The sequence below is a fragment of the Citrobacter sp. RHB35-C21 genome (assembly GCF_013816515.1).
In the GTDB taxonomy this organism is placed as follows: Bacteria; Pseudomonadota; Gammaproteobacteria; order Enterobacterales; family Enterobacteriaceae; genus Citrobacter; species Citrobacter braakii.
In genome coordinates this window covers 4,340,229-4,363,543 of record NZ_CP057147.1, presented here as the reverse complement: position 1 = coordinate 4,363,543, position 23,315 = coordinate 4,340,229, and the positions used below count along the sequence as shown (strand labels likewise).

22 protein-coding genes and 1 pseudogene are annotated in these 23,315 nt (G+C 52.5%); 17 read left to right on the top strand and 6 right to left on the bottom strand.

All coding sequences use genetic code 11. From position 1 onward, the window contains the following. The first annotated feature begins 22 nt into the window (after positions 1-22). From dnaJ to nhaR, 5 genes are all read left to right on the top strand, one after another. A complete protein-coding gene (gene dnaJ / locus HVZ39_RS21150; RefSeq protein WP_008786151.1) occupies positions 23-1,156 on the top strand; it encodes a molecular chaperone DnaJ in 1,134 nt (377 codons plus the stop codon). A 239-nt stretch (positions 1,157-1,395) separates the two neighbouring features. Further along, positions 1,396-2,093, top strand: a protein-coding gene (locus HVZ39_RS21145) for an IS1 family transposase (protein WP_223335778.1) whose coding sequence is annotated in 2 segments (ribosomal slippage) — positions 1,396-1,645 and positions 1,645-2,093 — 699 coding nt in all. Because the reading frame shifts where the segments join, the coding sequence is not laid out codon by codon here. A gap of 21 nt (positions 2,094-2,114) precedes the next feature. Continuing rightward, positions 2,115-3,830 carry an aryl-sulfate sulfotransferase gene (locus tag HVZ39_RS21140; RefSeq protein ID WP_046274470.1) on the top strand — a complete coding sequence of 572 codons (1,716 nt, stop codon included), beginning with the start codon at positions 2,115-2,117 and terminating at the stop codon, positions 3,828-3,830. Between the two features lie 156 nt (positions 3,831-3,986). Then, positions 3,987-5,153 carry a Na+/H+ antiporter NhaA gene (gene nhaA, locus HVZ39_RS21135; RefSeq protein WP_016151635.1) on the top strand — a complete coding sequence of 389 codons (1,167 nt, stop codon included), beginning with the start codon at positions 3,987-3,989 and terminating at the stop codon, positions 5,151-5,153. 38 nt (positions 5,154-5,191) lie between these two features. Next, positions 5,192-6,091 carry a transcriptional activator NhaR gene (nhaR, locus tag HVZ39_RS21130; protein WP_016151636.1) on the top strand — a complete coding sequence of 300 codons (900 nt, stop codon included), beginning with the start codon at positions 5,192-5,194 and terminating at the stop codon, positions 6,089-6,091. Positions 6,092-6,383: 292 nt separating this feature from the next. Here nhaR and rpsT read toward each other — a convergent pair whose 3' ends face one another. Further along, the gene (gene rpsT, locus HVZ39_RS21125) at positions 6,384-6,647 is read right to left on the bottom strand and encodes a 30S ribosomal protein S20 (RefSeq protein ID WP_003018940.1); all 264 of its coding nucleotides are present in this window, start codon (positions 6,645-6,647) and stop codon (positions 6,384-6,386) included. Between the two features lie 105 nt (positions 6,648-6,752). On the opposite strand from rpsT, the pseudogene HVZ39_RS26715 reads away from it, so the two are divergent. The 9 genes and pseudogenes from HVZ39_RS26715 to HVZ39_RS21085 all read left to right on the top strand — a co-directional run bounded on the left by HVZ39_RS26715 (position 6,753) and on the right by HVZ39_RS21085 (position 15,200). After that, positions 6,753-6,968, top strand: a pseudogene (locus HVZ39_RS26715) (DUF2575 domain-containing protein). Between the two features lie 7 nt (positions 6,969-6,975). Then, positions 6,976-7,914, top strand: coding sequence for a bifunctional riboflavin kinase/FAD synthetase (gene ribF / locus HVZ39_RS21120; RefSeq protein ID WP_016155656.1), 939 nt, complete (start codon positions 6,976-6,978; stop codon positions 7,912-7,914). A gap of 37 nt (positions 7,915-7,951) precedes the next feature. Further along, entirely contained in the window at positions 7,952-10,768 is a 2,817-nt protein-coding gene (gene ileS, locus HVZ39_RS21115) for an isoleucine--tRNA ligase (protein WP_181632928.1), read from the top strand. Beyond that, complete coding sequence (gene lspA, locus HVZ39_RS21110; protein ID WP_003018932.1) at positions 10,768-11,265, top strand: signal peptidase II; 498 nt, start codon at positions 10,768-10,770, stop codon at positions 11,263-11,265. The genes ileS and lspA overlap by 1 nt, the downstream gene beginning before the upstream one ends. Before the next feature lie 117 nt (positions 11,266-11,382). Next, on the top strand, positions 11,383-11,832 hold the full coding sequence (gene fkpB / locus HVZ39_RS21105; RefSeq protein WP_003018929.1) for an FKBP-type peptidyl-prolyl cis-trans isomerase: 450 nt from the start codon (positions 11,383-11,385) through the stop codon (positions 11,830-11,832). A gap of 1 nt (position 11,833) precedes the next feature. Beyond that, on the top strand, positions 11,834-12,784 hold the full coding sequence (gene ispH, locus HVZ39_RS21100) for a 4-hydroxy-3-methylbut-2-enyl diphosphate reductase (RefSeq protein ID WP_047500149.1): 951 nt from the start codon (positions 11,834-11,836) through the stop codon (positions 12,782-12,784). 65 nt (positions 12,785-12,849) lie between these two features. Continuing rightward, positions 12,850-13,764, top strand: a complete 915-nt coding sequence (rihC, locus tag HVZ39_RS21095; protein WP_181632927.1) for a ribonucleoside hydrolase RihC — start codon at positions 12,850-12,852, stop codon at positions 13,762-13,764. 97 nt (positions 13,765-13,861) lie between these two features. After that, positions 13,862-14,425, top strand: coding sequence for a glucose-6-phosphate isomerase family protein (locus HVZ39_RS21090; RefSeq protein ID WP_016151641.1), 564 nt, complete (start codon positions 13,862-13,864; stop codon positions 14,423-14,425). Then, complete coding sequence (locus HVZ39_RS21085; protein WP_047414458.1) at positions 14,418-15,200, top strand: glucose-6-phosphate isomerase family protein; 783 nt, start codon at positions 14,418-14,420, stop codon at positions 15,198-15,200. The genes HVZ39_RS21090 and HVZ39_RS21085 overlap by 8 nt, the downstream gene beginning before the upstream one ends. A gap of 41 nt (positions 15,201-15,241) precedes the next feature. Here HVZ39_RS21085 and HVZ39_RS21080 read toward each other — a convergent pair whose 3' ends face one another. Genes HVZ39_RS21080 through HVZ39_RS21060 form a run of 5 tightly spaced genes read right to left on the bottom strand, consistent with a single transcriptional unit; the run spans position 15,242 to position 19,555 of the window. Continuing rightward, a complete protein-coding gene (locus HVZ39_RS21080; RefSeq protein WP_181632926.1) occupies positions 15,242-16,060 on the bottom strand; it encodes a PTS system mannose/fructose/sorbose family transporter subunit IID in 819 nt (272 codons plus the stop codon). Continuing rightward, positions 16,060-16,860, bottom strand: coding sequence for a PTS sugar transporter subunit IIC (locus HVZ39_RS21075; protein ID WP_181632925.1), 801 nt, complete (start codon positions 16,858-16,860; stop codon positions 16,060-16,062). The genes HVZ39_RS21080 and HVZ39_RS21075 overlap by 1 nt, the downstream gene beginning before the upstream one ends. A gap of 10 nt (positions 16,861-16,870) precedes the next feature. Beyond that, the gene (locus HVZ39_RS21070) at positions 16,871-17,365 is read right to left on the bottom strand and encodes a PTS sugar transporter subunit IIB (protein WP_003837349.1); all 495 of its coding nucleotides are present in this window, start codon (positions 17,363-17,365) and stop codon (positions 16,871-16,873) included. Between the two features lie 11 nt (positions 17,366-17,376). After that, complete coding sequence (locus tag HVZ39_RS21065; protein WP_181632924.1) at positions 17,377-17,805, bottom strand: PTS fructose transporter subunit IIA; 429 nt, start codon at positions 17,803-17,805, stop codon at positions 17,377-17,379. 4 nt (positions 17,806-17,809) lie between these two features. Next, positions 17,810-19,555: a class I mannose-6-phosphate isomerase gene (locus HVZ39_RS21060; protein ID WP_181632923.1), complete on the bottom strand. Its 1,746-nt coding sequence runs from the start codon at positions 19,553-19,555 to the stop codon at positions 17,810-17,812. Between the two features lie 187 nt (positions 19,556-19,742). On the opposite strand from HVZ39_RS21060, the gene HVZ39_RS21055 reads away from it, so the two are divergent. The 3 genes from HVZ39_RS21055 (at position 19,743) to carA (ending at position 23,309) form a co-directional block, all read left to right on the top strand. Further along, positions 19,743-20,750: a LacI family DNA-binding transcriptional regulator gene (locus HVZ39_RS21055; protein ID WP_016151647.1), complete on the top strand. Its 1,008-nt coding sequence runs from the start codon at positions 19,743-19,745 to the stop codon at positions 20,748-20,750. A 133-nt stretch (positions 20,751-20,883) separates the two neighbouring features. Further along, on the top strand, positions 20,884-21,705 hold the full coding sequence (gene dapB, locus HVZ39_RS21050; protein ID WP_016151648.1) for a 4-hydroxy-tetrahydrodipicolinate reductase: 822 nt from the start codon (positions 20,884-20,886) through the stop codon (positions 21,703-21,705). Positions 21,706-22,160: 455 nt separating this feature from the next. Continuing rightward, positions 22,161-23,309, top strand: coding sequence for a glutamine-hydrolyzing carbamoyl-phosphate synthase small subunit (carA, locus tag HVZ39_RS21045; protein ID WP_101741355.1), 1,149 nt, complete (start codon positions 22,161-22,163; stop codon positions 23,307-23,309). Positions 23,310-23,315 lie beyond the last annotated feature (6 nt).

Genomic DNA, 23,315 nt, shown 5'->3' with positions numbered 1-23,315 from the left:
TGTTAGGGGCAGATAAAAAGAGATGGCTAAGCAAGACTATTACGAGATTTTAGGCGTTTCCAAATCAGCGGAAGAGCGTGAAATCAAAAAGGCCTACAAGCGCCTGGCCATGAAATATCACCCGGACCGCAACCAGGGTGATAAAGAGGCCGAAGCCAAGTTTAAAGAGATCAAAGAAGCGTACGAGATCCTCACCGATGCGCAAAAACGTGCGGCTTATGATCAGTACGGCCATGCAGCGTTTGAGCAAGGCGGTATGGGCGGCGGCGGCGGTTTTGGCGGCGGGGCCGACTTCAGCGATATCTTTGGTGACGTGTTTGGCGATATCTTTGGCGGCGGTCGCGGTCGTCAGCGCGCCTCACGTGGTGCTGATTTACGTTACAACATGGATCTCACTCTGGAAGAAGCCGTGCGTGGCGTCACCAAAGAGATCCGTATTCCGACGCTGGAAGAGTGTGATGTTTGCCACGGCAGCGGTGCGAAGGCGGGCACGCAACCCCAGACCTGTCCAACCTGTCACGGTTCTGGTCAGGTGCAGATGCGTCAGGGCTTTTTTGCCGTACAGCAGACCTGTCCACACTGTCAGGGCCGCGGTACGTTGATTAAAGACCCGTGCAACAAATGCCATGGTCATGGCCGCGTTGAGAAGAGCAAAACGCTGTCCGTTAAGATCCCGGCAGGGGTTGATACTGGCGACCGTATTCGTTTAGCGGGTGAAGGTGAAGCCGGTGAACATGGCGCGCCAGCAGGCGATTTGTACGTTCAGGTGCAGGTAAAACAGCACCCAATTTTCGAACGTGAAGGCAATAACCTGTACTGCGAAGTGCCGATTAACTTTGCGATGGCAGCGCTGGGCGGCGAGATTGAAGTGCCGACGCTGGACGGTCGTGTGAAGTTAAAAATCCCGGGCGAAACGCAGACCGGCAAACTGTTCCGCATGCGTGGTAAAGGCGTTAAGTCAGTACGCGGCGGCGCACAGGGCGATCTGCTGTGCCGTGTGGTGGTTGAAACCCCGGTAGGCCTCAACGACAAGCAGAAGCAGTTGCTGAAAGATCTGCAGGACAGCTTTGGCGGCCCGACCGGCGAGCAAAACAGTCCGCGCTCTAAAAGCTTCTTCGACGGTGTGAAGAAATTTTTTGACGATTTGACGCGCTAATTTACAGCTGTCTTATTAATTAAAAGGCCTTGGATTGAAGAATCCTGGGCTTTTTATTTTTGTATCGAATACAAAAATAATTAGTTAGATATCAAGAATAAATCTTCAGGAAAAATGATGAGAAATGATTTTTTAAAATAAAGATTTTCTTCTATTTTTTGCTCAGTTAATAGAAGAAAAGGTGGGTGATGCTGCCAACTTACTGATTTAGTGTATGATGGTGTTTTTGAGGTGCTCCAGTGGCTTCTGTTTCTATCAGCTGTCCCTCCTGTTCAGCTACTGACGGGGTGGTGCGTAACGGCAAAAGCACCGCCGGACATCAGCGCTATCTCTGCTCTCACTGCCGTAAAACATGGCAACTGCAGTTCACTTACACCGCTTCTCAACCCGGTACGCACCAGAAAATCATTGATATGGCCATGAATGGCGTTGGATGCCGGGCAACCGCCCGCATTATGGGCGTTGGCCTCAACACGATTTTCCGCCATTTAAAAAACTCAGGCCGCAGTCGGTAACCTCGCGCATACAGCCGGGCAGTGACGTCATCGTCTGCGCGGAAATGGACGAACAGTGGGGATACGTCGGGGCTAAATCGCGCCAGCGCTGGCTGTTTTACGCGTATGACAGGCTCCGGAAGACGGTTGTGGCGCACGTATTCGGTGAACGCACTCTGGCCACACTGGAGCGTCTTCTGAGCCTGCTGTCGGCCTTTGAGGTCGTGGTATGGATGACGGATGGCTGGCCGCTGTATGAATCCCGCCTGAAGGGAAAGCTGCACGTTATCAGCAAGCGTTACACTCAGCGCATTGAGCGACATAACCTGAATCTGAGACAACATCTGGCAAGGCTGGGACGGAAGTCACTGTCGTTCTCAAAATCGGTGGAGCTGCATGACAAGGTCATCGGGCATTATCTGAACATAAAACACTATCATTAAGTTGGAGTCATTACCCGCATAATGAAAAAGATTATTTCCCCCGATATTAAGTTGCCTACACCTCGTCCCGCTGTTAATCAGGAGATTGACAGCAATAATGAGATGGTTCTCAGTCATACAGCTGTTTATCAAGATTGTCTGGCTCGGATCACTGATGAGAATACGTTGGAAAATGCGGTCATTGTTCTAAACCCTTATGGTACAGCCCCTTTAAGTGCATATGCCGGTGTTTGGAGTGCTGAAGAACGTACTGTAACGCTGAAAATTCAGGATCTGGCGCAAAGCGCGATACAAGTCGTGCAAGATTTTACGTTGAATGTGGGGGCGAATCTGCTGCCTGTACTTGGCCTCGTGGCAGATGTCGATAACCAACTGGCTATTTTGGTTGATGAAGTCGTTATCGCCACTTATACGATAGCAACCCAACCTTTACCTGCAACGGATTCTGCAGATGTGCAGTTAGGGTTTCCTGTTATCAATGTGACTCAACCGGTGACTGACGCTGACCTGATTGCGCCGGGCTGCTATTTCATTACGCATTTCGACCGCTATAACTACGCTCTGGATCAGGATGGCGTGGTGCGTTGGTACGTGACACAGGACTTCCCGTCATTCAATTTGGTGCGCATTGATAACGGTCATTTCCTGGCTACATCAGAAGCTAAAAACACCTACCTTGAGATGTATGAGTTCGACATGATGGGACGGCTGTATACTTTTTATATTCTGGATAACCAATTCCACCACTCAATTTGGCAATGGGACAGTAATACCATCGTCGCGCCTTCCGAATATACCTCGGGCAGACCGGATTCACTGAAGACTAATGAAGATGGCGTCTCAGTCGTGGATTTATCTACCGGGCTGGAAATTGCCTATTACGACATGGCCGCTATTCTTGATACCTCACGTACAGCGAGACCAACGGGGACGGCACCTGGTGAAGATCCGACCGCTCAGGACTGGCTGCATATCAACCAAAGCTATGTTAATGAAACGAATAGTTTGCTGATCGCTTCAGGGCGTCATCAGAGCGCTGTTTTTGGCATCAGCCTCGAGACTGAATCGCTGCAGTTTATTATGTCCACGCATGAAGATTGGAGCGAGGAGTATAAGCCTTACCTTCTGACTCCGGTCGACAGTGATGGTGTCCCTCTTTATGACTTCAGCAATCAGGATGATGTGGATGCGGCAAACCGTGATTTTTGGTCGTGGGGACAACACAATGTGACTGAAGTGGCTAATGACGAACCAGGAATGGTCGAATTTATGGTATTCGACAATGGTAACTATCGCTCTCGTGTTGATAGTAAAAGCCTGCTTCCACCAGATAATTACAGCCGGGTTGTACACTTTATCGTTGATTTGAACGCAATGACGGTAATGCGCCCTTTTGAATACGGTAAGGAGTTGGGAGCTCGCGGTTATAGTAGTTGTGTAAGCGCCAAAGAGGTGTTGCAGAATGGCAACATCGTTGTGCATTTCGGCGATTGCACATTTGACGAAAATGGCCGAGCTATCTCTTGCCAGCCGGGGGATAGCGACATTATTGACCCGCAGGAAGGAAATGAAGCATTGGGGAATTTGCTTCTGCAAGAAATTGAACCGGTAACCAAGTCGGTGCTTTTTGAGGCGACAATGACCTCTGGTTACTATAAAAACGAGGAAGTGAATGGCGTAGGCTATCGCTATGACATCACCAGTTTCCGCGTTTATAAAATGGGACTGTATGCCTGATTAGGTCTCAGTGTTTTGCGCTCTATGCCCGACATCTGTTCGGGCTTTTTTATTCGTAAAAACCGATCTATTCATCATGAATAATCTAATTTTAACGAGCTTTCTGAAGGTGTAAGATAGTATTTACGAAGTATTCACCCAATAGAGAGAATAAAAGTGAAACATCTGCATCGTTTTTTTAGTAGTGACGCCTCGGGGGGCATCATTCTGATCATCGCTGCCGTGGTTGCTATGCTGATGGCAAATATCGGGGTTACCAGTGGATGGTACCACGCCTTTCTGGAAACGCCCGTTCAACTGCGGGTTGGCGCGCTTGAGATCAACAAAAATATGCTGCTGTGGATCAATGACGCGTTGATGGCGGTGTTCTTCCTGTTGATCGGTTTGGAAGTGAAGCGCGAGTTAATGCAAGGTTCGCTGGCCAGTCTGCGCCAGGCGGCGTTTCCGATCATTGCCGCTATCGGGGGCATGATTGTCCCGGCGCTGCTGTATCTGGCATTCAACTATGCTGACCCTATCACCCGTGAGGGTTGGGCGATCCCGGCGGCAACGGATATCGCTTTTGCATTAGGCGTGCTGGCGCTGTTGGGCAGCCGTGTCCCGCTGGCGTTGAAAATCTTCCTGATGGCGCTGGCGATAATCGATGACCTCGGCGCTATTGTGATCATCGCGTTGTTCTACACCAGCGATCTCTCGCTGTTGTCGCTGGGCGTTGCCGCGTGCGCGATCCTTGTCCTGGCAGCATTGAATCTGTGCGGTGTAAGACGCACCGGTATTTATATTCTGGTTGGCGTAGTGCTGTGGACGGCCGTACTGAAGTCTGGCGTGCATGCAACTCTGGCGGGCGTGATCGTCGGTTTCTTCATTCCGCTGAAGGAAAAACACGGGCGTTCACCGGCGAAGCGTCTGGAGCATGTTCTGCACCCGTGGGTGGCATACCTGATCCTACCGTTGTTTGCCTTCGCTAACGCGGGTGTCTCACTGCAGGGCGTCACCATTGATGGACTGACCTCGGTGTTACCGCTGGGGATCATTGCTGGCCTGTTAATCGGGAAACCACTGGGTATCAGCCTCTTTTGCTGGCTGGCGTTACGCTTCAGGATGGCGCAATTGCCGGAGGGAACGAATTTCCAGCAAATTATGGCGGTCGGTATTCTGTGCGGCATTGGCTTTACGATGTCGATTTTCATCGCCAGCCTGGCGTTTGGGACCGTCGATCCTGAGCTGATTAACTGGGCGAAACTAGGGATCCTGATCGGTTCTTTGCTGTCGGCGGTAATAGGTTACTGCTGGTTACGCACCCGGTTGAACGCAGCAGCCTGACGGGATAACCCTTTCGTGACAATTTTCAGGGAGAGTGTATGTCTCATATAAACTACAACCACCTGTACTACTTTTGGCATGTATATAAAGAAGGATCGGTGGTTGGTGCAGCAGAGGCGCTTTATCTGACACCGCAGACCATTACCGGGCAGATTAAAGCGCTTGAGGAACGCTTACAGGGAAAGTTGTTCAAGCGGAAGGGGCGTGGACTGGAGCCCAGCGAATTAGGTGAATTGGTTTTTCGTTATGCGGATAAGATGTTCACGTTAAGCCAGGAAATGCTGGATATCGTGAACTATCGCAAAGAGTCGAATTTACTGTTCGATGTCGGCGTGGCGGATGCGTTGTCCAAACAGCTGGTCAGCAGCGTGCTGAATGCTGCAGTCGTTGAAGATGAACAAATCCATCTGCGTTGTTTTGAATCAACGCACGAGATGCTGCTGGATCAGCTCAGCCAGCATAAACTGGATATGATTATCTCCGACTGCCCGATCGATTCTACGCAGCAGGAAGGGTTGTTCTCAGTGCGGATTGGCGAATGCAGCGTGAGCTTTTGGTGCACCCAGCCATTGCCTGAGAAACCATTTCCGGCCTGCCTCGAAGAGCGTCGCTTGCTGATCCCAGGGCGCCGTTCGATGCTCGGGCGTAAGCTGCTGAACTGGATTAATTCACAAGGGCTGAACGTTGAAATCCTTGGTGAGTTTGATGACGCCGCGCTGATGAAAGCGTTCGGCGCAACGCATAACGCTATTTTTGTTGCGCCTACGCTTTATTCCCATAATTTCTATGCCGATGATTCTATTGTTGAAATTGGACGCGTAGAGAATGTGATGGAGGAGTATCACGCCATATTTGCGGAAAGAATGATCCAGCATCCAGCGGTGCAGCGTATTTGCAATGCGGACTACTCGGCATTATTTAAGCTGCAATCAGCCTGATCGTCGTAATGCTTCCGGCTGCGGTGATTGCCTACAGCCGGAAGGATTCTACTGCTTTAATAAATTCCGGTACTGACCACCTTCGCGGATAAATACCGGAATTCTGTTCCGTGGCCAGCCGTTTTCACGCATCTCCCGATATCTCTTGGGGCGGTTATCCACCTTCGGCCAGACAGAGACTATCAGCTCAATGCCTAGTGAATGACGGTTGCTGTCGAATCCGGCTGCAAACGACGGGCATAAAAAAACCCGCTTACGCGGGTTTTTTCACAAAGCAACAACAAGCAGGCGATTAAGCCAGTTTGTTGATCTGTGCAGTCAGGTTTGCTTTATGACGTGCAGCTTTGTTTTTGTGGATCAGACCTTTAGCAGCCTGACGGTCCACGATCGGTTGCATTTCGTTAAATGCTTTCAGTGCAGTAGCTTTGTCGCCAGCTTCGATAGCTGCGTATACTTTCTTGATGAAAGTACGCATCATAGAGCGACGGCTAGCGTTGTGCTTGCGGGCCTTTTCAGACTGAACGGCGCGCTTCTTAGCTGATTTGATATTAGCCAAGGTCCAACTCCCAAATGTGTTCTATATGGACAATTCAAAGGCCGAGGAATATGCCCTTTTAGCCTTCTTTTGTCAATGGATTTGTGCAAATAAGCGCCGTTTAAATTGCAGCACTCGTTGCGTAGTGATGGCGCAGGATTCTACCAGCTTGCGGGGCGTGAATACAGCCTTTCCACGAGAAAAATTGCATTGGTGTGCCCGTGAAGGGCGTCAATTTGTTTCATAACGATGAAAACCATCCTCTTTCTGTTTCGTAGAAACAATCGCCGGTTAACGTTGAACGCGGTACAGGGTATACTTTCACGATTTTCACTGTTTTGAGCCAGACATGAAGCTGATACGAGGCATACATAATCTCAGTCAGGCCCCGCATGGGTGTGTGCTGACTATTGGTAATTTCGACGGCGTGCACCGTGGCCATCGTGCGTTGCTGCAGGGCTTACGGGAAGAAGGGCGCAAACGCAATTTACCGGTGATGGTGATGATTTTCGAGCCGCAGCCGCTGGAGCTGTTTGCGACGGACAAGTCACCTGCGCGCCTCACCCGCCTGCGGGAAAAACTGCGTTATCTGGCGGAGTGCGGCGTTGATTACGTGCTGTGCGTGCGTTTTGACAGACGCTTCGCGGCATTAACGGCGCAGACCTTTATCAGCGATCTGCTGGTGAAGCGCCTTGGTGTACAATTTCTTGCCGTTGGTGATGATTTCCGCTTTGGCGCTAGCCGTGCGGGCGATTTCTTGTTATTACAGGAAGCGGGCGCTGAGTATGGTTTTGATATCACCAGCACCCAAACTTTCTGTGAAGGCGGTGTGCGCATCAGCAGCACCGCGGTACGTCAGGCGCTGGCGGAAGATAACCTGCAACTGGCCGAAAGCCTGCTTGGGCATCCTTTTACTATCTCAGGACGCGTAGTTCACGGTGACGAGTTAGGGCGCACTATCGGTTTTCCGACGGCAAACTTACCGCTTCGTCGCCAGGTTTCTCCGGTGAAAGGGGTTTATGCGGTTGAAGTAATGGGGCTGGGTGACAAACCTTTCCCCGGCGTCGCCAACATCGGCACACGCCCGACGGTAGCAGGCGTACGCCAACAGTTGGAAGTGCATCTATTGGACGTTGTAATGGACCTGTATGGTCGCCATATAGATGTAGTACTGCGTAAAAAAATACGCAGCGAACAGCGATTTGCCTCGCTGGATGAACTAAAAGCGCAGATTGCGCGTGATGAGTTGACTGCCCGTGAATTTTTTGGGCTAACAAAACCGGCTTAATGCCTATACGAGTTTTAAATACGGAACCGAGAATCTGATGAGTGACTATAAATCAACCCTGAATTTGCCGGAAACAGGGTTCCCGATGCGCGGCGATCTCGCCAAGCGTGAACCGGGAATGCTGGCGCGTTGGACTGATGATGACCTGTACGGCATCATTCGTGCGGCCAAAAAAGGCAAAAAAACCTTCATTCTGCATGATGGCCCTCCTTATGCGAATGGCAGCATTCATATTGGTCACTCGGTTAACAAGATTCTGAAAGACATTATCGTGAAGTCCAAAGGACTCACGGGATTCGACTCGCCTTACGTTCCGGGCTGGGACTGCCACGGTCTGCCTATCGAGTTGAAAGTAGAGCAGGAATACGGCAAGCCGGGCGAGAAGTTCACCGCCGCTGAGTTCCGCGCCAAATGCCGTGAATACGCAGCGACGCAGGTTGACGGTCAGCGTAAAGACTTTATCCGTCTTGGCGTGCTGGGCGACTGGTCGCATCCGTACCTGACCATGGACTTCAAAACTGAAGCCAACATCATTCGTGCGCTGGGTAAAATCATCGGTAACGGTCACCTGCACAAAGGTGCGAAGCCGGTGCACTGGTGCGTTGATTGCCGTTCCGCGCTGGCGGAAGCGGAAGTTGAGTATTATGACAAAACCTCCCCGTCCATCGACGTTGCGTTCCACGCCGCCGATCAGGACGCGGTAAAAGCGAAATTTGGCGTTTCTGACGTCAATGGCCCGATCTCACTGGTTATCTGGACTACCACCCCGTGGACGTTACCGGCGAACCGCGCAATCTCTCTGGCGCCTGATTTTGACTATGCGCTGGTGCAGATTGACGGGCAGGCTGTGATTCTGGCGAAGGATCTGGTTGAAAGCGTCATGCAGCGTATTGGTGCGGCTGAATACACTATTCTGGGCACCGTAAAAGGCGCCGAGCTGGAACTGCTGCGCTTTACTCATCCGTTTATGGGCTTTGACGTGCCGGCTATTCTTGGCGATCACGTTACGCTGGATGCGGGTACCGGTGCGGTCCATACCGCCGGCGGCCACGGTCCGGATGACTACGTCATTAGCCAGAAATACGGTCTGGAAATCGCTAACCCGGTTGGCCCGGACGGCGCATATCTGGCGGGTACCTATCCGGATCTGGACGGTGTGAACGTCTTTAAAGCCAACGACAAAATCGTTGCGCTGCTGAGCGATAAAGGCGCTCTGCTGCACGTTGAGAAGATGCAGCACAGCTACCCGTGCTGCTGGCGCCACAAATCGCCGATCATCTTCCGTGCGACTCCGCAGTGGTTCGTCAGCATGGATCAGAAAGGTCTGCGCGCGCAGTCGCTAAAAGAGATCAAAGGCGTGCAATGGATCCCGGATTGGGGTCAGGCACGTATTGAATCGATGGTTGCCAACCGTCCTGACTGGTGTATCTCCCGTCAGCGTACGTGGGGTGTGCCGATGTCTCTGTTTGTTCACAAAGACACCGAAGAGCTGCATCCGCGTGCTATCGAACTGATGGAAGAAGTGGCCAAACGCGTTGAAGTTGACGGCATCCAGGCGTGGTGGGATCTCGATCCGAAAGATATCCTCGGCGATGAAGCTGACCAGTATGTCAAAGTCCCGGATACGCTGGACGTGTGGTTCGACTCCGGTTCAACCCACTCATCCGTCGTGGACGTGCGTCCTGAGTTTGCAGGCCATGCGGCAGATATGTATCTGGAAGGTTCTGACCAGCACCGCGGCTGGTTCATGTCTTCTCTGATGATCTCCACTGCAATGAAGGGCAAAGCGCCATACCGTCAGGTACTGACCCACGGTTTCACCGTTGATGGTCAGGGTCGTAAAATGTCCAAGTCTATCGGTAACACCGTAAGCCCGCAGGACGTAATGAACAAACTGGGCGCGGATATTCTGCGTCTGTGGGTCGCTTCTACCGACTATACCGGCGAAATGGCCGTTTCTGATGAAATCCTGAAACGTGCTGCCGACAGCTATCGTCGTATCCGTAACACCGCGCGCTTCCTGCTGGCGAACCTGAATGGGTTCGATCCGGTAAAAGATATGGTGAAACCGGAAGAGATGGTGGTGCTGGATCGCTGGGCGGTAGGTTGTGCGCAAGCGGCGCAGGAAGAGATCCTGAAAGCTTATGAAGCCTATGACTTCCACGAAGTAGTACAGCGCCTGATGCGCTTCTGCTCCGTAGAAATGGGTTCGTTCTACCTCGACATCATCAAAGACCGTCAGTACACCGCGAAAGCGGACAGCGTGGCGCGTCGTAGTTGCCAGACTGCGCTGTTCCATATTGCAGAAGCGCTGGTACGCTGGATGGCGCCGATCATGTCCTTCACCGCTGATGAAATCTGGGGTTACCTGCCGGGCGATCGTGAGAAGTACGTCTTTACCGGTGAATGGTACGAAGGTCTGTTTGGCTTAGGCGAAACCGAAGCGATGAACGATGCCTACTGGGACGAGTTGCTGAAAGTGCGCGGCGAAGTGAACAAGGTCATCGAGCAGGCACGTGCGGATAAGAAAGTCGGTGGTTCGCTGGAAGCGGCGGTTACTCTGTACGCTGAACCAGAACTGGCGGCGAAACTGACCGCGCTGGGCGAAGAGTTGCGCTTTGTTCTGCTGACCTCCGGTGCGACGGTTGCGGATTATGCAGCGGCTCCTGCTGACGCTCAGCAGAGCGAACTGCTTAAAGGTCTGAAAATCGTACTGAGCAAAGCCGAAGGTGAGAAATGTCCGCGCTGCTGGCATTACACTACCGATGTCGGCCAGGTGGCGGAACATGCATATATCTGCGGACGCTGTGTCAGCAACATCGCCGGTGATGGCGAACAACGTAAGTTTGCCTGATGAGTAAGCCTCTCTGTTCAACAGGACTACGCTGGCTGTGGCTGGTGGTAGTCGTGCTGATTATCGATTTAGGCAGCAAATACCTGATCCTCCAGAACTTTGCTCTGGGGGATACGGTGTCGCTGTTCCCGTCGCTTAATCTGCACTACGCGCGTAACTATGGTGCGGCGTTTAGCTTCTTAGCCGACAGCGGTGGCTGGCAACGTTGGTTCTTTGCCGGTATCGCCATTGGTATCTGCGTTATCCTGATGGTGATGATGTATCGCTCGAAGGCGACGCAGAAGCTAAACAACATTGCGTATGCGTTAATCATTGGCGGTGCGCTGGGCAACCTGTTCGACCGCCTGTGGCACGGCTTCGTGGTTGATATGATTGACTTTTACGTCGGTGACTGGCATTTCGCGACATTCAACCTTGCTGATACGGCGATCTGTATCGGTGCGGCATTGATTGTCCTCGAAGGCTTCTTACCGTCGAAAGAGAAAAAAGCCGCATAAAAAAATGCCGGATGGCGCTATGCTAATCCGGCCTACAATATACTGCGATCCTTGTAGGCCCGGTAAGCGTAGCGCTATCGGGCAAACAGGCGGCAGCAATTTTAAAGAGCAACCTGCATGTCTAAATCAGTACAGAGTAACAGTGCGGTGCTGGTGCACTTCACCCTTAAGCTCGACGATGGCTCCACCGCAGAGTCAACCCGCAATAACGGCAAGCCTGCGCTGTTTCGCCTGGGCGACGGTTCTCTGTCTGAAGGACTGGAACAACACCTGCTGGGGTTAAAAGAAGGTGATAAAACCACTTTTGCTCTGGAGCCGGATGCCGCCTTCGGCGTGTCCAGCCCGGACTTAATTCAGTATTTCTCGCGTCGGGAATTTATGGACGCGGGCGAGCCAGAAATTGGCGCTATCATGCTCTTTACCGCAATGGACGGCAGTGAGATGCCTGGTGTGATCCGCGAAATCAATGGTGACTCGATCACGGTTGATTTCAACCATCCGCTGGCCGGGCATACCGTTCATTTTGATATTGAAGTGCTGGAAGTCGAACCGGCACTGGAGGCGTAAAATGCAGATCCTGTTGGCCAACCCGCGCGGTTTTTGCGCTGGCGTAGACCGCGCTATCAGCATTGTGGAAAACGCGCTGGCTATTTACGGCGCACCGATTTATGTCCGTCATGAAGTGGTGCATAACCGCTATGTGGTGGATAGCCTGCGCGAGCGCGGCGCTATTTTTATTGAGCAAATCAGCGAAGTACCGGATGGCGCGATCCTGATTTTCTCCGCTCATGGTGTGTCTCAGGCGGTGCGTAACGAAGCCAAAGGCCGCGACCTCACGGTTTTTGATGCGACCTGCCCGCTGGTAACGAAAGTGCATATGGAAGTTGCCCGCGCCAGCCGTCGCGGTGAAGAGTCAATTTTAATTGGTCACGCCGGGCATCCGGAAGTTGAAGGCACGATGGGCCAGTACAGTAACCCGCAGGGGGGAATGTATCTGGTCGAATCACCTGAAGATGTGCTGAAACTGAATGTAAAAAATGAAGGCAAATTGTCCTTCATGACGCAGACTACTCTCTCCGTTGATGACACCTCTGACGTTATTGACGCGCTGCGAAGCCGTTTCCCGAAAATTGTCGGGCCGCGCAAAGACGATATCTGTTATGCCACGACCAACCGCCAGGAAGCGGTCCGTGCGCTGGCAGAGCAGGCCGATGTTGTGCTGGTGGTCGGCTCGAAAAACTCTTCTAACTCCAACCGTCTGGCTGAACTGGCCCAACGAATGGGGAAAGCGGCGTATCTGATTGACGATGCGACCGATATCCAGGAAGCGTGGGTGAAAGAAGCCAGGTGCGTGGGCGTGACGGCCGGTGCCTCGGCGCCTGATATCCTGGTGCAAAACGTGATTGCTCGCCTGCAGGAGCTTGGCGGTGGGGAAGCTATTCCGCTGGAAGGGCGTGAAGAAAACATCGTTTTCGAGGTACCGAAAGAGCTGCGTGTGGATGTTCGTGAAGTAGAGTAAGTCTTTCCGGTTACGATTATGAGAAGATGCCAGACTTAACGTCTGGCATTTTTTATGGAGAAACCATGCGCTTACCGATCATTCTTGATACCGATCCCGGCATTGATGATGCTGCCGCTATTGCCGCCGCGCTGTTTGCCCCTGAGCTGGATCTGCAACTGATGACCACGGTAGCAGGTAATGTGTCGGTGGAAAAAACCACCCGTAATGCATTGCAACTGCTGCACTTCTGGAATGCGGATATTCCACTGGCGCAGGGGGCATCGATGCCGCTGGTGAGACCGCTGCGAGATGCCGCTTCCGTACACGGTGAATCAGGTATGGAAGGGTATGAATTTGTCGAACACGACCGCCAGGTGATGGCAAAACCTGCCTTCCAGGCCATTCGCGATGCGTTGATGCATGCCCCGCAGCCTGTGACGCTGGTGGCAATTGGCCCCCTGACCAACATTGCACTGCTGCTGACTCATTATCCTGAATGCATATTCAACATTCACCGTCTGGTGATTATGGGCGGTTCTGCCGGGCGCGGGAACTTCACGCCAAACGCCGAGTTTAATATTGCTATTGATCCCGAGGCCGCCGCAAAAGTCTTCCAGAGCGGGCTGGAGATTGTGATGTGTGGGCTGGATGTCACTAATCAGGCCATGCTCACCCCTGACTATCTGGCGACGTTGCCGCAGCTTAACCAGACGGGAAAAATGCTGCACGCGCTGTTTAGCCATTACCGTAGCGGCAGTATGAATACGGGGCTACGAATGCACGACCTGTGCGCTATTGCCTGGCTGGTGCGCCCGGAACTGTTTACCCTGCAGCCGTGCTTCGTGGCGGTTGAAACTCAGGGGGAATATACCTCGGGTACGACGGTGGTGGACATTGACGGACGTTTAGGGCATCCGGCAAATGCCCAGGTCGCGCTGGGGTTGGACGTTGAGGGGTTCCAGCAGTGGGTGGCAGAGGTACTGACGCTGGCACCTTGAGGCTGTGATCCGGCCCGCAATATGCAGATAGCGATAGCAGGTTAATCGATTAATCTGCTAATCTGATCCTGTTGTTCTCCTCGGGCCGGAGACACATATGAACCTTTCTTTTATCCAGCCACCGCAGGTGGCGTGGGCAAGCGGCGCTTTAGCTGATGGCCTGTTATTGCGTAAATCCACCCGTATTGAGGATCTTCCAGACGTTTTTGCCGATGAACACGCCCGTCAACAGCTGGCTGGCGAGCAGGTCGTGTATGACGTCGAGATGCTGGATACCTCTCCCGCTGAAGGTGAACTCTACACCGGTGTTACCCATCTTTACCCTGGCCGGGTCGGCTGTGAGTATTTTATGACCCGCGGGCATTTCCATGCGCGCCGCGAACAGGGGGAAGTCTATTTTGGTCTGCGTGGCACCGGTTTGCTGCTGTTGCAAACTGAGCAGGGCGACGCGAGGCTGGAAAAAGTATTCGCGGGATCTGTCCACATTATCCCCGGCTTTACCGCGCATCGGTTAATCAACACCGGGGAAGAGGTTCTGTCGGCGCTCGCCGTATGGCCAGGGATTGCGGGTCATGATTATGCAGCGCTTGCCAGCGGCTTCAGAATAAGGGTCTTTGAGGAAAATAAGACGGTTCAGGCGAAGGAGGTACAGAATGGGTGACTTAGCGCATTCTTACGGCCTGGATATGACGGTCCATCATCACCCGCTTGGTTTTAGCTATGGGGATGAGGTTACCGGGCCGATGCCGGAGATTCGTCAACTTGACCAGATTCGCGCCTCGCTACGCGATCCGCACTGTGAAGGGCCGCAAGAGGTGTATGCCATAGCGATGGATGTGGCGCGAATGCAGGATCGCGAAGAGTTGAAAAAGCGGATGCTGTTGTTTGGCGTGGTGACCTATGCGGCGGGACGGCTGGGAGAAGAGCCGGTGCGTAGTCAGGGACATATTCATCGTATTAGTCAGCACAGCGGCTGGTCTCCGCCAGAGCTTTATGAAATCTGGCAGGGAAAAGCGATCATTTATATGCAGGAATATGTTGAGGACGACCCAGGCCGCTGTTTTGCTGTAATTGCCGGACCCGGTGAGAAAGTGTTGGTACCACCCGGTTGGGGGCATGCGACTATATCCGCAGACCCGGATGTACCGTTAACCTTTGGCGCGTGGTGCGATCGTGAATATGGTTTTGAGTACGACGCCGTGCGTGCGCATAAAGGACTGGCATGGTATCCGCTGCTGCAGGGCAACAACGTTATCTGGCAGCATAATCCGCGTTACATCCCTGGACGACTGCAGGCCGTTACGCCCAGACAATATACGGAATTCTCGATTACTTCCGCACCTGTTTATCAACAATTCATCGAGGACCCGGCGCGTTTCCAATTTATCTCACGCCCGGACAAGCACCCCGAGCTATGGCAAAACTTTCATCCATAAAAAAACCGGGGCATAGCCCCGGTTGTACCGTTTTCTGTGTGTTATCCCGCAAACAGGCCCGTGCCGACGCCGAGGGCGGCCAGTATCAACAGTAAAATCATCGCTTTCACTGGTGACACACCGCGCTTGGCCATAAGATACCAGGTACCAAGCACCACAATCAGCGGCAGTAACTGCGGGAAGATACCGTCCAGCATCTGTTGAACATGGATATTCACCCCATCTTTGGTAATAAACTCCAGTCCGGTGCCAAGTTTAACGTAGCTGGCCGCCACGCCCCCCATGACAAACACACCCAGCAGCGATAACGCTTCACGCAGACGGGCAGACTTGCTGCTCACCAGCATTTCCACCGAGCCAGAACCCATTTTGTAGCCTTTCAGGAACAAGAACCACGAACCGGGAATGATGATGGCCAGCCAGGCAACGGTATAAAATAGCGGCCCCAGAATGTTACCGCCGGCCGCCAGGGCCATGCCGATGCTGAGCAGGATAGGGATCAGCATGCCAGGGATCATTGAATCGCCGATCCCGGCAATAGGGCCCATCAGGCCAACCTTCAGGGTATTGATGGTCTCCCCATCGATCGGCTCACCGTTCGCTTTTTTCTCCTCCAGCCCCAGCACCATACCGTTTACGATCGCGCCTATCTGGGGCTCCGTATTATAGAATGAGGCATGACGGCGCAGCATTTCAGTACGTTGGGCTGCGTCGGGATAGAGCTTTTTCGCCACCGGAAGCATACTCAGACAAAAGCCAAAAGATTCCAGACGTTCAAAACTCATCGATGATAAGTTGTGCATCATCCATGCGCGCCAGCAGCGGCGAAGATCTTTACGTGTAAGTATACGTTCTTCCATCAGAATTCATCCTCATCATCATCGGCTACCGACTTTGCATTCGCGGCCTGCGACGGTTCCGGTTTGTAGTTGTAATGGATCAACGCCAACAGCGAACCGACGATCACCAGCGCGACCATGTTGAGTTTTAAAAATACGATGCAGACAAAACCGACGAGGAAGTAGATCAGCATGGTGTAGTTTTTGATGATCTGCTTTAGCAAAATCGCGATCCCGACGGCGGGTAAAATGCCGCCCAGTACGTTCATCGTTGACAGAACTATTTTCGGCAAGCTGTCCATAAAACCGCTGATATATTGCGCGCCGAAGTAAACCGCAATAAAAGTTGGCACAAAACGCAGGACAAAGTTTGTCACCTGTGGCCAGATGGCGCTGTTCAGGTAAATACCGCGTTCGTCGCCCCGTTCCAGCGCCACATCTGCCCTGTGATTCCAGAAGGAGTTCAGTACCATCATCGCGTTAAACAAAATGGTTCCGGCGATACCGATGGTCGCCGCCAGCGCGACCGCGACCTCGGGGCCTTTTCCTGAAAGGATCCCTAAGGCGATTGCGGGGTAAGCAACAAAGTTGAGATCGGCCGGCATCGAACCGCCAGGCGTTACCATCGCGATATACACCGCCTGAACCGCGACGCCAATCATGATCCCGGTTTTAATGTCGCCGAGAATTATCCCGACCAGCATTCCGGAAATCAGCGGGCGGGTGATCAGATACCAGCCGCCGGTCAGCCCCAGAAGCCAGGGACTGCTGAGAGCGCCGAGATAGCAAAGTATGCCAATCAACGTAGCTTCGATAATCATCGTGCGCTCCTTATTTCAACTTCTGACGTGCGTCCTGCCAGCTGTAGCAACTGGCATCAGGAACCAGGCGAAACTCAACCAGGTGTCCATGTTGCGTCAGCCAGTCAAAGGCGGCAATTTCATCCCCGTTGACCGACTGATTCGGGCCGATGGTGGTGGTATCAGCACGCGCGCTCATCGGACCTACATTAATCTTGCCGTTGGCATTTTTCAGGCTGATACCTGCTTCTTCAATGCGTTTGAGCGTGACGGGTGATTTGCCAATGACGAAATAACGTTTCTCGCTGGCAATGACTTTTGGCAATTTTTCAATCGCGGTGGCCGTATCAAACAACCAAACTTTGGTGTCCTGTACGGCGCCTTTCATCACCGAAGAGAGCAAAGGGTCGGCCGCGACGGCGTCGTCTATAGCGACGATCCCATCACAGGGCAGCTCTTTGGCCCAACGTGTCACGAGCTGCCCATGGATTACGCGGTCATCGATACGTACAAAAGAAATACTCATAATGGTTTCCTTTAAAAATCGTCGGACTGAACGGATAAAACCGGGGCGGCTTTAATCAGCGTGGGTATCGTCAGCGCCAACAGCTCGACGGCTGCGGCGTGAACATCCGTTAAATGGCAAATCTCCTCGCTTTGTAACAGCATCGGGAAATTGACCCCCGCTACGACGGCAACGGGAGGAACCGTTTGTGAAGAAAAAGCATGATGGCAGGCGACATTCCACGGCGTACCGCTTTGCATGTCACACAGCACCAGTACGCCGTCAGCGTCTTTTCCGGCACTGGTGAGAACCTGAGAGAACGTCGCTTTAAACCCTTCGATACCTGTCTGTTCACTCAGCGCGACGGGGTAAACATGCGGTAATTCTCCATAAACCATACGACCGCTGGCGAGAAGCGCGTCCGCCAGGGGACCATGGGTGGCAACAATTACGTTAATCATGCGCTTATCCTCTAACCCAGGCTTTAATCGTGGCGAGCTGTTGACCGATGCCTTTGCCAAACGGTGAAATACGATATTCTCCGACGGCGGCAGGGATGATAAAGGTCTCTGCATAGTTGACGACAAACGGGGGAAACGCACCGCTCGGGCTTTCAACAACGGCCTGCGCACCTTCGACCAGGTTCAGGACGTTGACGCCGCCATGGGTATGGTGAGTGACCGGTGCCGTAAACCAATGGCGACGCGTTTCGATAAATTCGCGTTCGTGCATTCCGGTTCTTTCTTCCCGCCAACCCTCTCCTTCAGCCAGGGGTTCAATACGGTTGACGAGGTTGTCGTGCACCCATTGCGTGTCGCGCTGCCAGTCAATAACCTGCTGACCGTGATCCAGATGCACCGGACGCGGTAAGCCGTCTAACCCTAAGCGGCCCCAATCCCACAGCTTGAAGGTGAAGATATAGGGCGTTGCGCTGATCTCCAGCACCATGGTTCCTGTACCCGAGCAGTGTACGGTTCCGGCGGGGATCAGGAAGTGATCGTGTTTATGTGCGGGGATCTGGTTAACGAATCGTTCATCATCAAAGGTTTTTTCGCCACGACCCGCGGCCCGGAGGTCGTCGAGCATATCCTGCGGTGCGATCCCGGTTTTGGTCCCGAGATACACTACGGCGTCCGGCTCGGCTTCGAGAATGTAATAGCTCTCATCCTGGGTATAGTGCATACCAAACTGCTGTTGAATGTACTCCGTGAGCGGATGAACCTGAAAGCTCAAATTCTGGCCGCCAATAGTGTCGAGGAAGTCAAAACGGATCGGGAATTCCGCGCCAAAGCGCGCGTGAACTTTTTCACCCAGCAGGGGGCGGGGACAGGTCAGCACCAGATCCTGAGAGGGGATCTCGATCCGCACGTTGCCAAAACGCAGTAACAGGCTGTTTTCCTCGGGCACGCAATCAAAACACCACGCGTAATTGGGGGCTGAGGGATCGAGATCGAAGCGTTGTTTCATCCATTGCCCGCCCCAGACGCCTGGGTCAAAGAAAGGGGCAACGCGAAACGGTTGTTCGGTGGTTTGTTGCAGACCGGCGCGTAACGCGTCGCCGCTGACCATCGCGGGACTATTTTCTACCGTGGTATCGAGCAAATAATCGGCGCGTTTGAGTAACGGCGTTTTATGTTTGTCGAATACCCGCCATTCAATGAAAAAAGCACGTTTGTAACGACGAAGAATATCTTCATCCTGGTTTTCTGCACCCCAGTTACCCAGCCCGTTATGACGCATACGCTGTTGAATTTCCCAGCGCGGAAGATCGGCATAAACCAGTACGTCACCAGGGTGTGCCAGCGCAGCGCCCGAGCCGTACACCACAACCAGCCCTGTGGTAACGGCATCAATCTGTTGGCGGAGTTGGCTGAGTTTGTCGCTATCAAAAAATTCATCCAGGTGATGACAGGAGAGAACGCCGAATACGCGATCGTCGGTAAGGTTACGCGCCAGTAAATCATGCAGGGCCTGCTCATCGCGGCGGGCGGATTCAATATTTAGCACCAGTGCGGTATCTAATGTCGTAACAAGCTGTTGCTCCAGCTCGTCAAGCCGCACGCCCGGATAGCAATCCACGATCAATACGGTTTTGGCGGCGGTAGAAACCCTGGTGTTAAGCACTGAATGAATTGACGACCAACCCTGCCAGGCGTGGTTGTCATAGCCCTGAACGTTAACCTCAGGGAATTTATTATAGGTTGTACGCATATTCTGTCTCCGTGTTGGCTTATTTAAGATTAATCGATTAACCTTATTTTCATAGTGTGGTTAACGCGATTAACCCGCCATAATCAGAATCCAGTGCGGTGAAAAGCACGTTAGCGTGATGTGAATCACACGTAAAAAGGCAAAATTTCGGTTATTCGATTAACCTTCGAAATAAACAGGAGAGGTCATGACTACAGTCACGCTGGCGCAGGTTGCTGAACGCGCGGGAGTCTCCACGGCAACCGTTTCAATGGTGTTGCGTAACCGGGGGCGCATTTCTCAGGCCACACGTGACAGGGTGCTCAAAGCGCTGGACGATGCCGGCTACGTTTATAATCAAACCGCCGCTAACCTGCGTAACCGGAGCAGTAATCAGGTCGGATTGTTGTTACACGATATCACTAACCCTTTTTACGGTGAGATGACTGCAGGGTTAAGCCATGAGATGGAGCGGCATGACCTGCTTCTGTTTCTGGCAAACAGTGAAGAGTCAGGAGAAAGGCAGCAAAAATTTGTCGACTCGTTGATGCGCAATAATGCCTGCGGCATGGTGCTCTGCGCGGCGCGCGAAACACCGACCTCCTTCTTCGAGGCGCTGAAAAGGCGCAATATTCCCGCCATCATGGTGGTTCGCCCTCTTAGCGATCCTGATTTTGATTTTGTGGGAACCGATAACTTTCTCGGTACGCAAATGGCCACCACCCATTTAGTCAAAATGGGGCATAAGAATATTGCGTTTATCGGTGGTAGCCCAAGTTCCGGGAGCCGGGCACAGCGTATCGGTGGATTCACCAGCACGTTGCTGGAGCAGGGAATATCGCCGAATCCGCAATGGATAGTGGCGACGCAGGCCAGCCAGATTGACGGCGCAAAAGTGGCAGAGTCGCTTCTTATGCGGTTCCCGGAAATTACCGCCGCCGTTTGTTATCAGGATATTGTGGCGCTTGGGGTTATGCAGGCATTACGCAAAATGGGGCGTGAACCAGGGCGCGATTTTGCGCTGGTGGGGTTCGATGACATCACCGAAGCGGCGCTGGTACAACCTGCGCTCACCACCGTGTCGGTGGCCGCAAAAGAGATAGGTCGCAAGGCTGGGGAGCTACTTTATAGTCGCATTCAGGGAAATGACGAACCTCCGAAACGCATTATTCTGCCACCTGCGCTGGTGGTCAGAGAATCATGTGGTTTTCGCTGATCGTCATGCCTTTTACTGATATCTCTGCCTGTTTATCATTAAATTCTAATTATCGACGTTTTCGGCTGGCGGCGCAGCGATGTGCTGGTTAATCTGAAAACGATTTACGTAAAATTAACAAAAGAGAATAGCTATGCATGATGCACAAATCCGCGTTGCCATCGCGGGAGCCGGAGGGCGCATGGGGCGTCAGTTGATTCAGGCCACTCTTGGCATGGATGGCGTACAGCTCGGCGCGGCGCTGGAGCGCGAAGGTTCTTCTTTGCTGGGAAGCGATGCCGGAGAATTAGCGGGAGCCGGTAAAACGGGCGTTACCGTGCAAAGTAGTCTTGAGGCGGTGAAAGATGATTTTGATGTTTTCATCGATTTTACTCGCCCGGAAGGCACGCTGGCGCATCTGGCGTTTTGCCGCCAGCACGGTAAAGGGATGGTGATTGGCACCACTGGCTTTGATGACGCGGGCAAACAGGCTATTCGTGATGCTGCGCAGGACATTGCTATCGTTTTCGCCGCGAACTTTAGCGTTGGCGTTAACGTCATGCTTAAGCTGCTGGAGAAGGCGGCGAAAGTGATGGGTGATTACACCGATATTGAGATTATTGAAGCCCATCACCGTCATAAAGTGGATGCGCCGTCAGGCACTGCGCTGGCGATGGGGGAGGCGATTGCCGGGGCGCTGGATAAAGATTTAAAAGAGTGTGCCGTCTATTCGCGTGAAGGTTACACCGGTGAGCGCGTACCCGGTACGATCGGTTTTGCCACGGTGCGGGCGGGAGATATCGTTGGTGAGCATACCGCGATGTTTGCCGATATTGGCGAGCGCATTGAGATCACGCATAAAGCCTCCAGCCGCATGACCTTTGCCAATGGCGCAGTACGATCGGCAATTTGGCTGAAATCAAAGTCAAACGGTCTTTTTGATATGAAAGATGTGCTTGATTTACGCAGTTTATAACTTTTATTACCCTTCGTGATGTGGTTATTGTAATCATAACTATTTGATTACATAGGGCAATATTTTATTGCCCTTTTATTTTTCGCTTTTTAATTTGATTTTTTATTTAATGACCTATTTGTTGGTGTTTTGCAGGGTTATTTTGTTATTTCAATGTAAATTTTGACCAAATGGTCCACTTTTATCTATCGCGCTTCCTGTTTTTACACTCTTTATCTTCCGCAAGCGTTTTCCACCCCAAGTTAGCTGATCTTTTTGCCTGTTAAATCGTGTGTTTTATCTCAGTGGCGTAAAATAATAATAAAAAATGCCCTTTTGGGTAGACTTTTACGTGGGCTATCTCTAGAATGCCGCCGTTTGCCAGAAATCCATAGGTAAGCAAATTTGCATTGATTCATGAGGTGTTAATGAATTAATATGCAAATAAAGTGAGTGAATATTCTCTGGAGGGTGTTTTGATTAAGTCAGCGCTATTGGTTCTGGAAGACGGAACCCAGTTTCACGGTCGGGCCATAGGGGCAACAGGTTCGGCGGTTGGGGAAGTCGTTTTCAATACTTCAATGACCGGTTATCAAGAAATCCTCACTGATCCTTCCTATTCCCGCCAAATCGTCACTCTTACTTATCCTCATATCGGTAATGTCGGCACCAATGAAGCCGATGCAGAATCTTCTCAAGTACATGCGCAAGGCCTGGTCATCCGCGACCTGCCGCTGATTGCCAGCAACTTCCGCGATACCGAAGACCTCTCTTCTTACCTCAAACGCCATAATATTGTGGCAATTGCCGATATCGATACCCGTAAGCTGACGCGTTTGCTGCGTGAAAAGGGCGCACAGAACGGCTGCATTATCGCGGGTGATAACCCGGATGCGGTGCTGGCGCTGGAAAAAGCGAAAGCCTTCCCGGGGCTGAACGGTATGGATCTGGCGAAAGAAGTGACCACCGCGGAGCCTTATAGTTGGACGCAAGGTAGCTGGACGCTGGCCGGTGACCTGCCGGAAGCTAAATCCGCCGATGAACTGCCGTTCCACGTAGTGGCCTACGATTTCGGCGCTAAACGTAACATTCTGCGTATGTTAGCGGATCGCGGCTGCCGCCTGACGGTTGTGCCGGCGAAAACCTCTGCTGAAGATGTTCTGAAGATGAATCCGGACGGTATCTTCCTGTCCAACGGTCCTGGCGATCCGGCGCCGTGCGACTACGCGATTACCGCGATTCAGAAATTCCTCGAAACCGATATTCCGGTATTTGGCATCTGCCTCGGCCATCAACTGCTGGCGCTGGCAAGCGGTGCGAAGACCATTAAGATGAAGTTTGGCCACCATGGCGGCAACCATCCGGTAAAAGATATTGATAACAACACCGTGATGATCACCGCTCAGAACCACGGTTTTGCGGTCGATGAGGCCTCCATGCCTGCCAACCTGCGCGTGACCCACAAGTCGCTGTTCGACGGCACCCTGCAGGGGATTCATCGTACCGACAAACCGGCGTTCAGCTTCCAGGGGCACCCTGAAGCAAGCCCGGGTCCACACGACGCTGCGCCGCTGTTCGACCACTTTATCGAGTTAATTGAGCAATACCGTCAGTCCGCGAAATAATCAGGA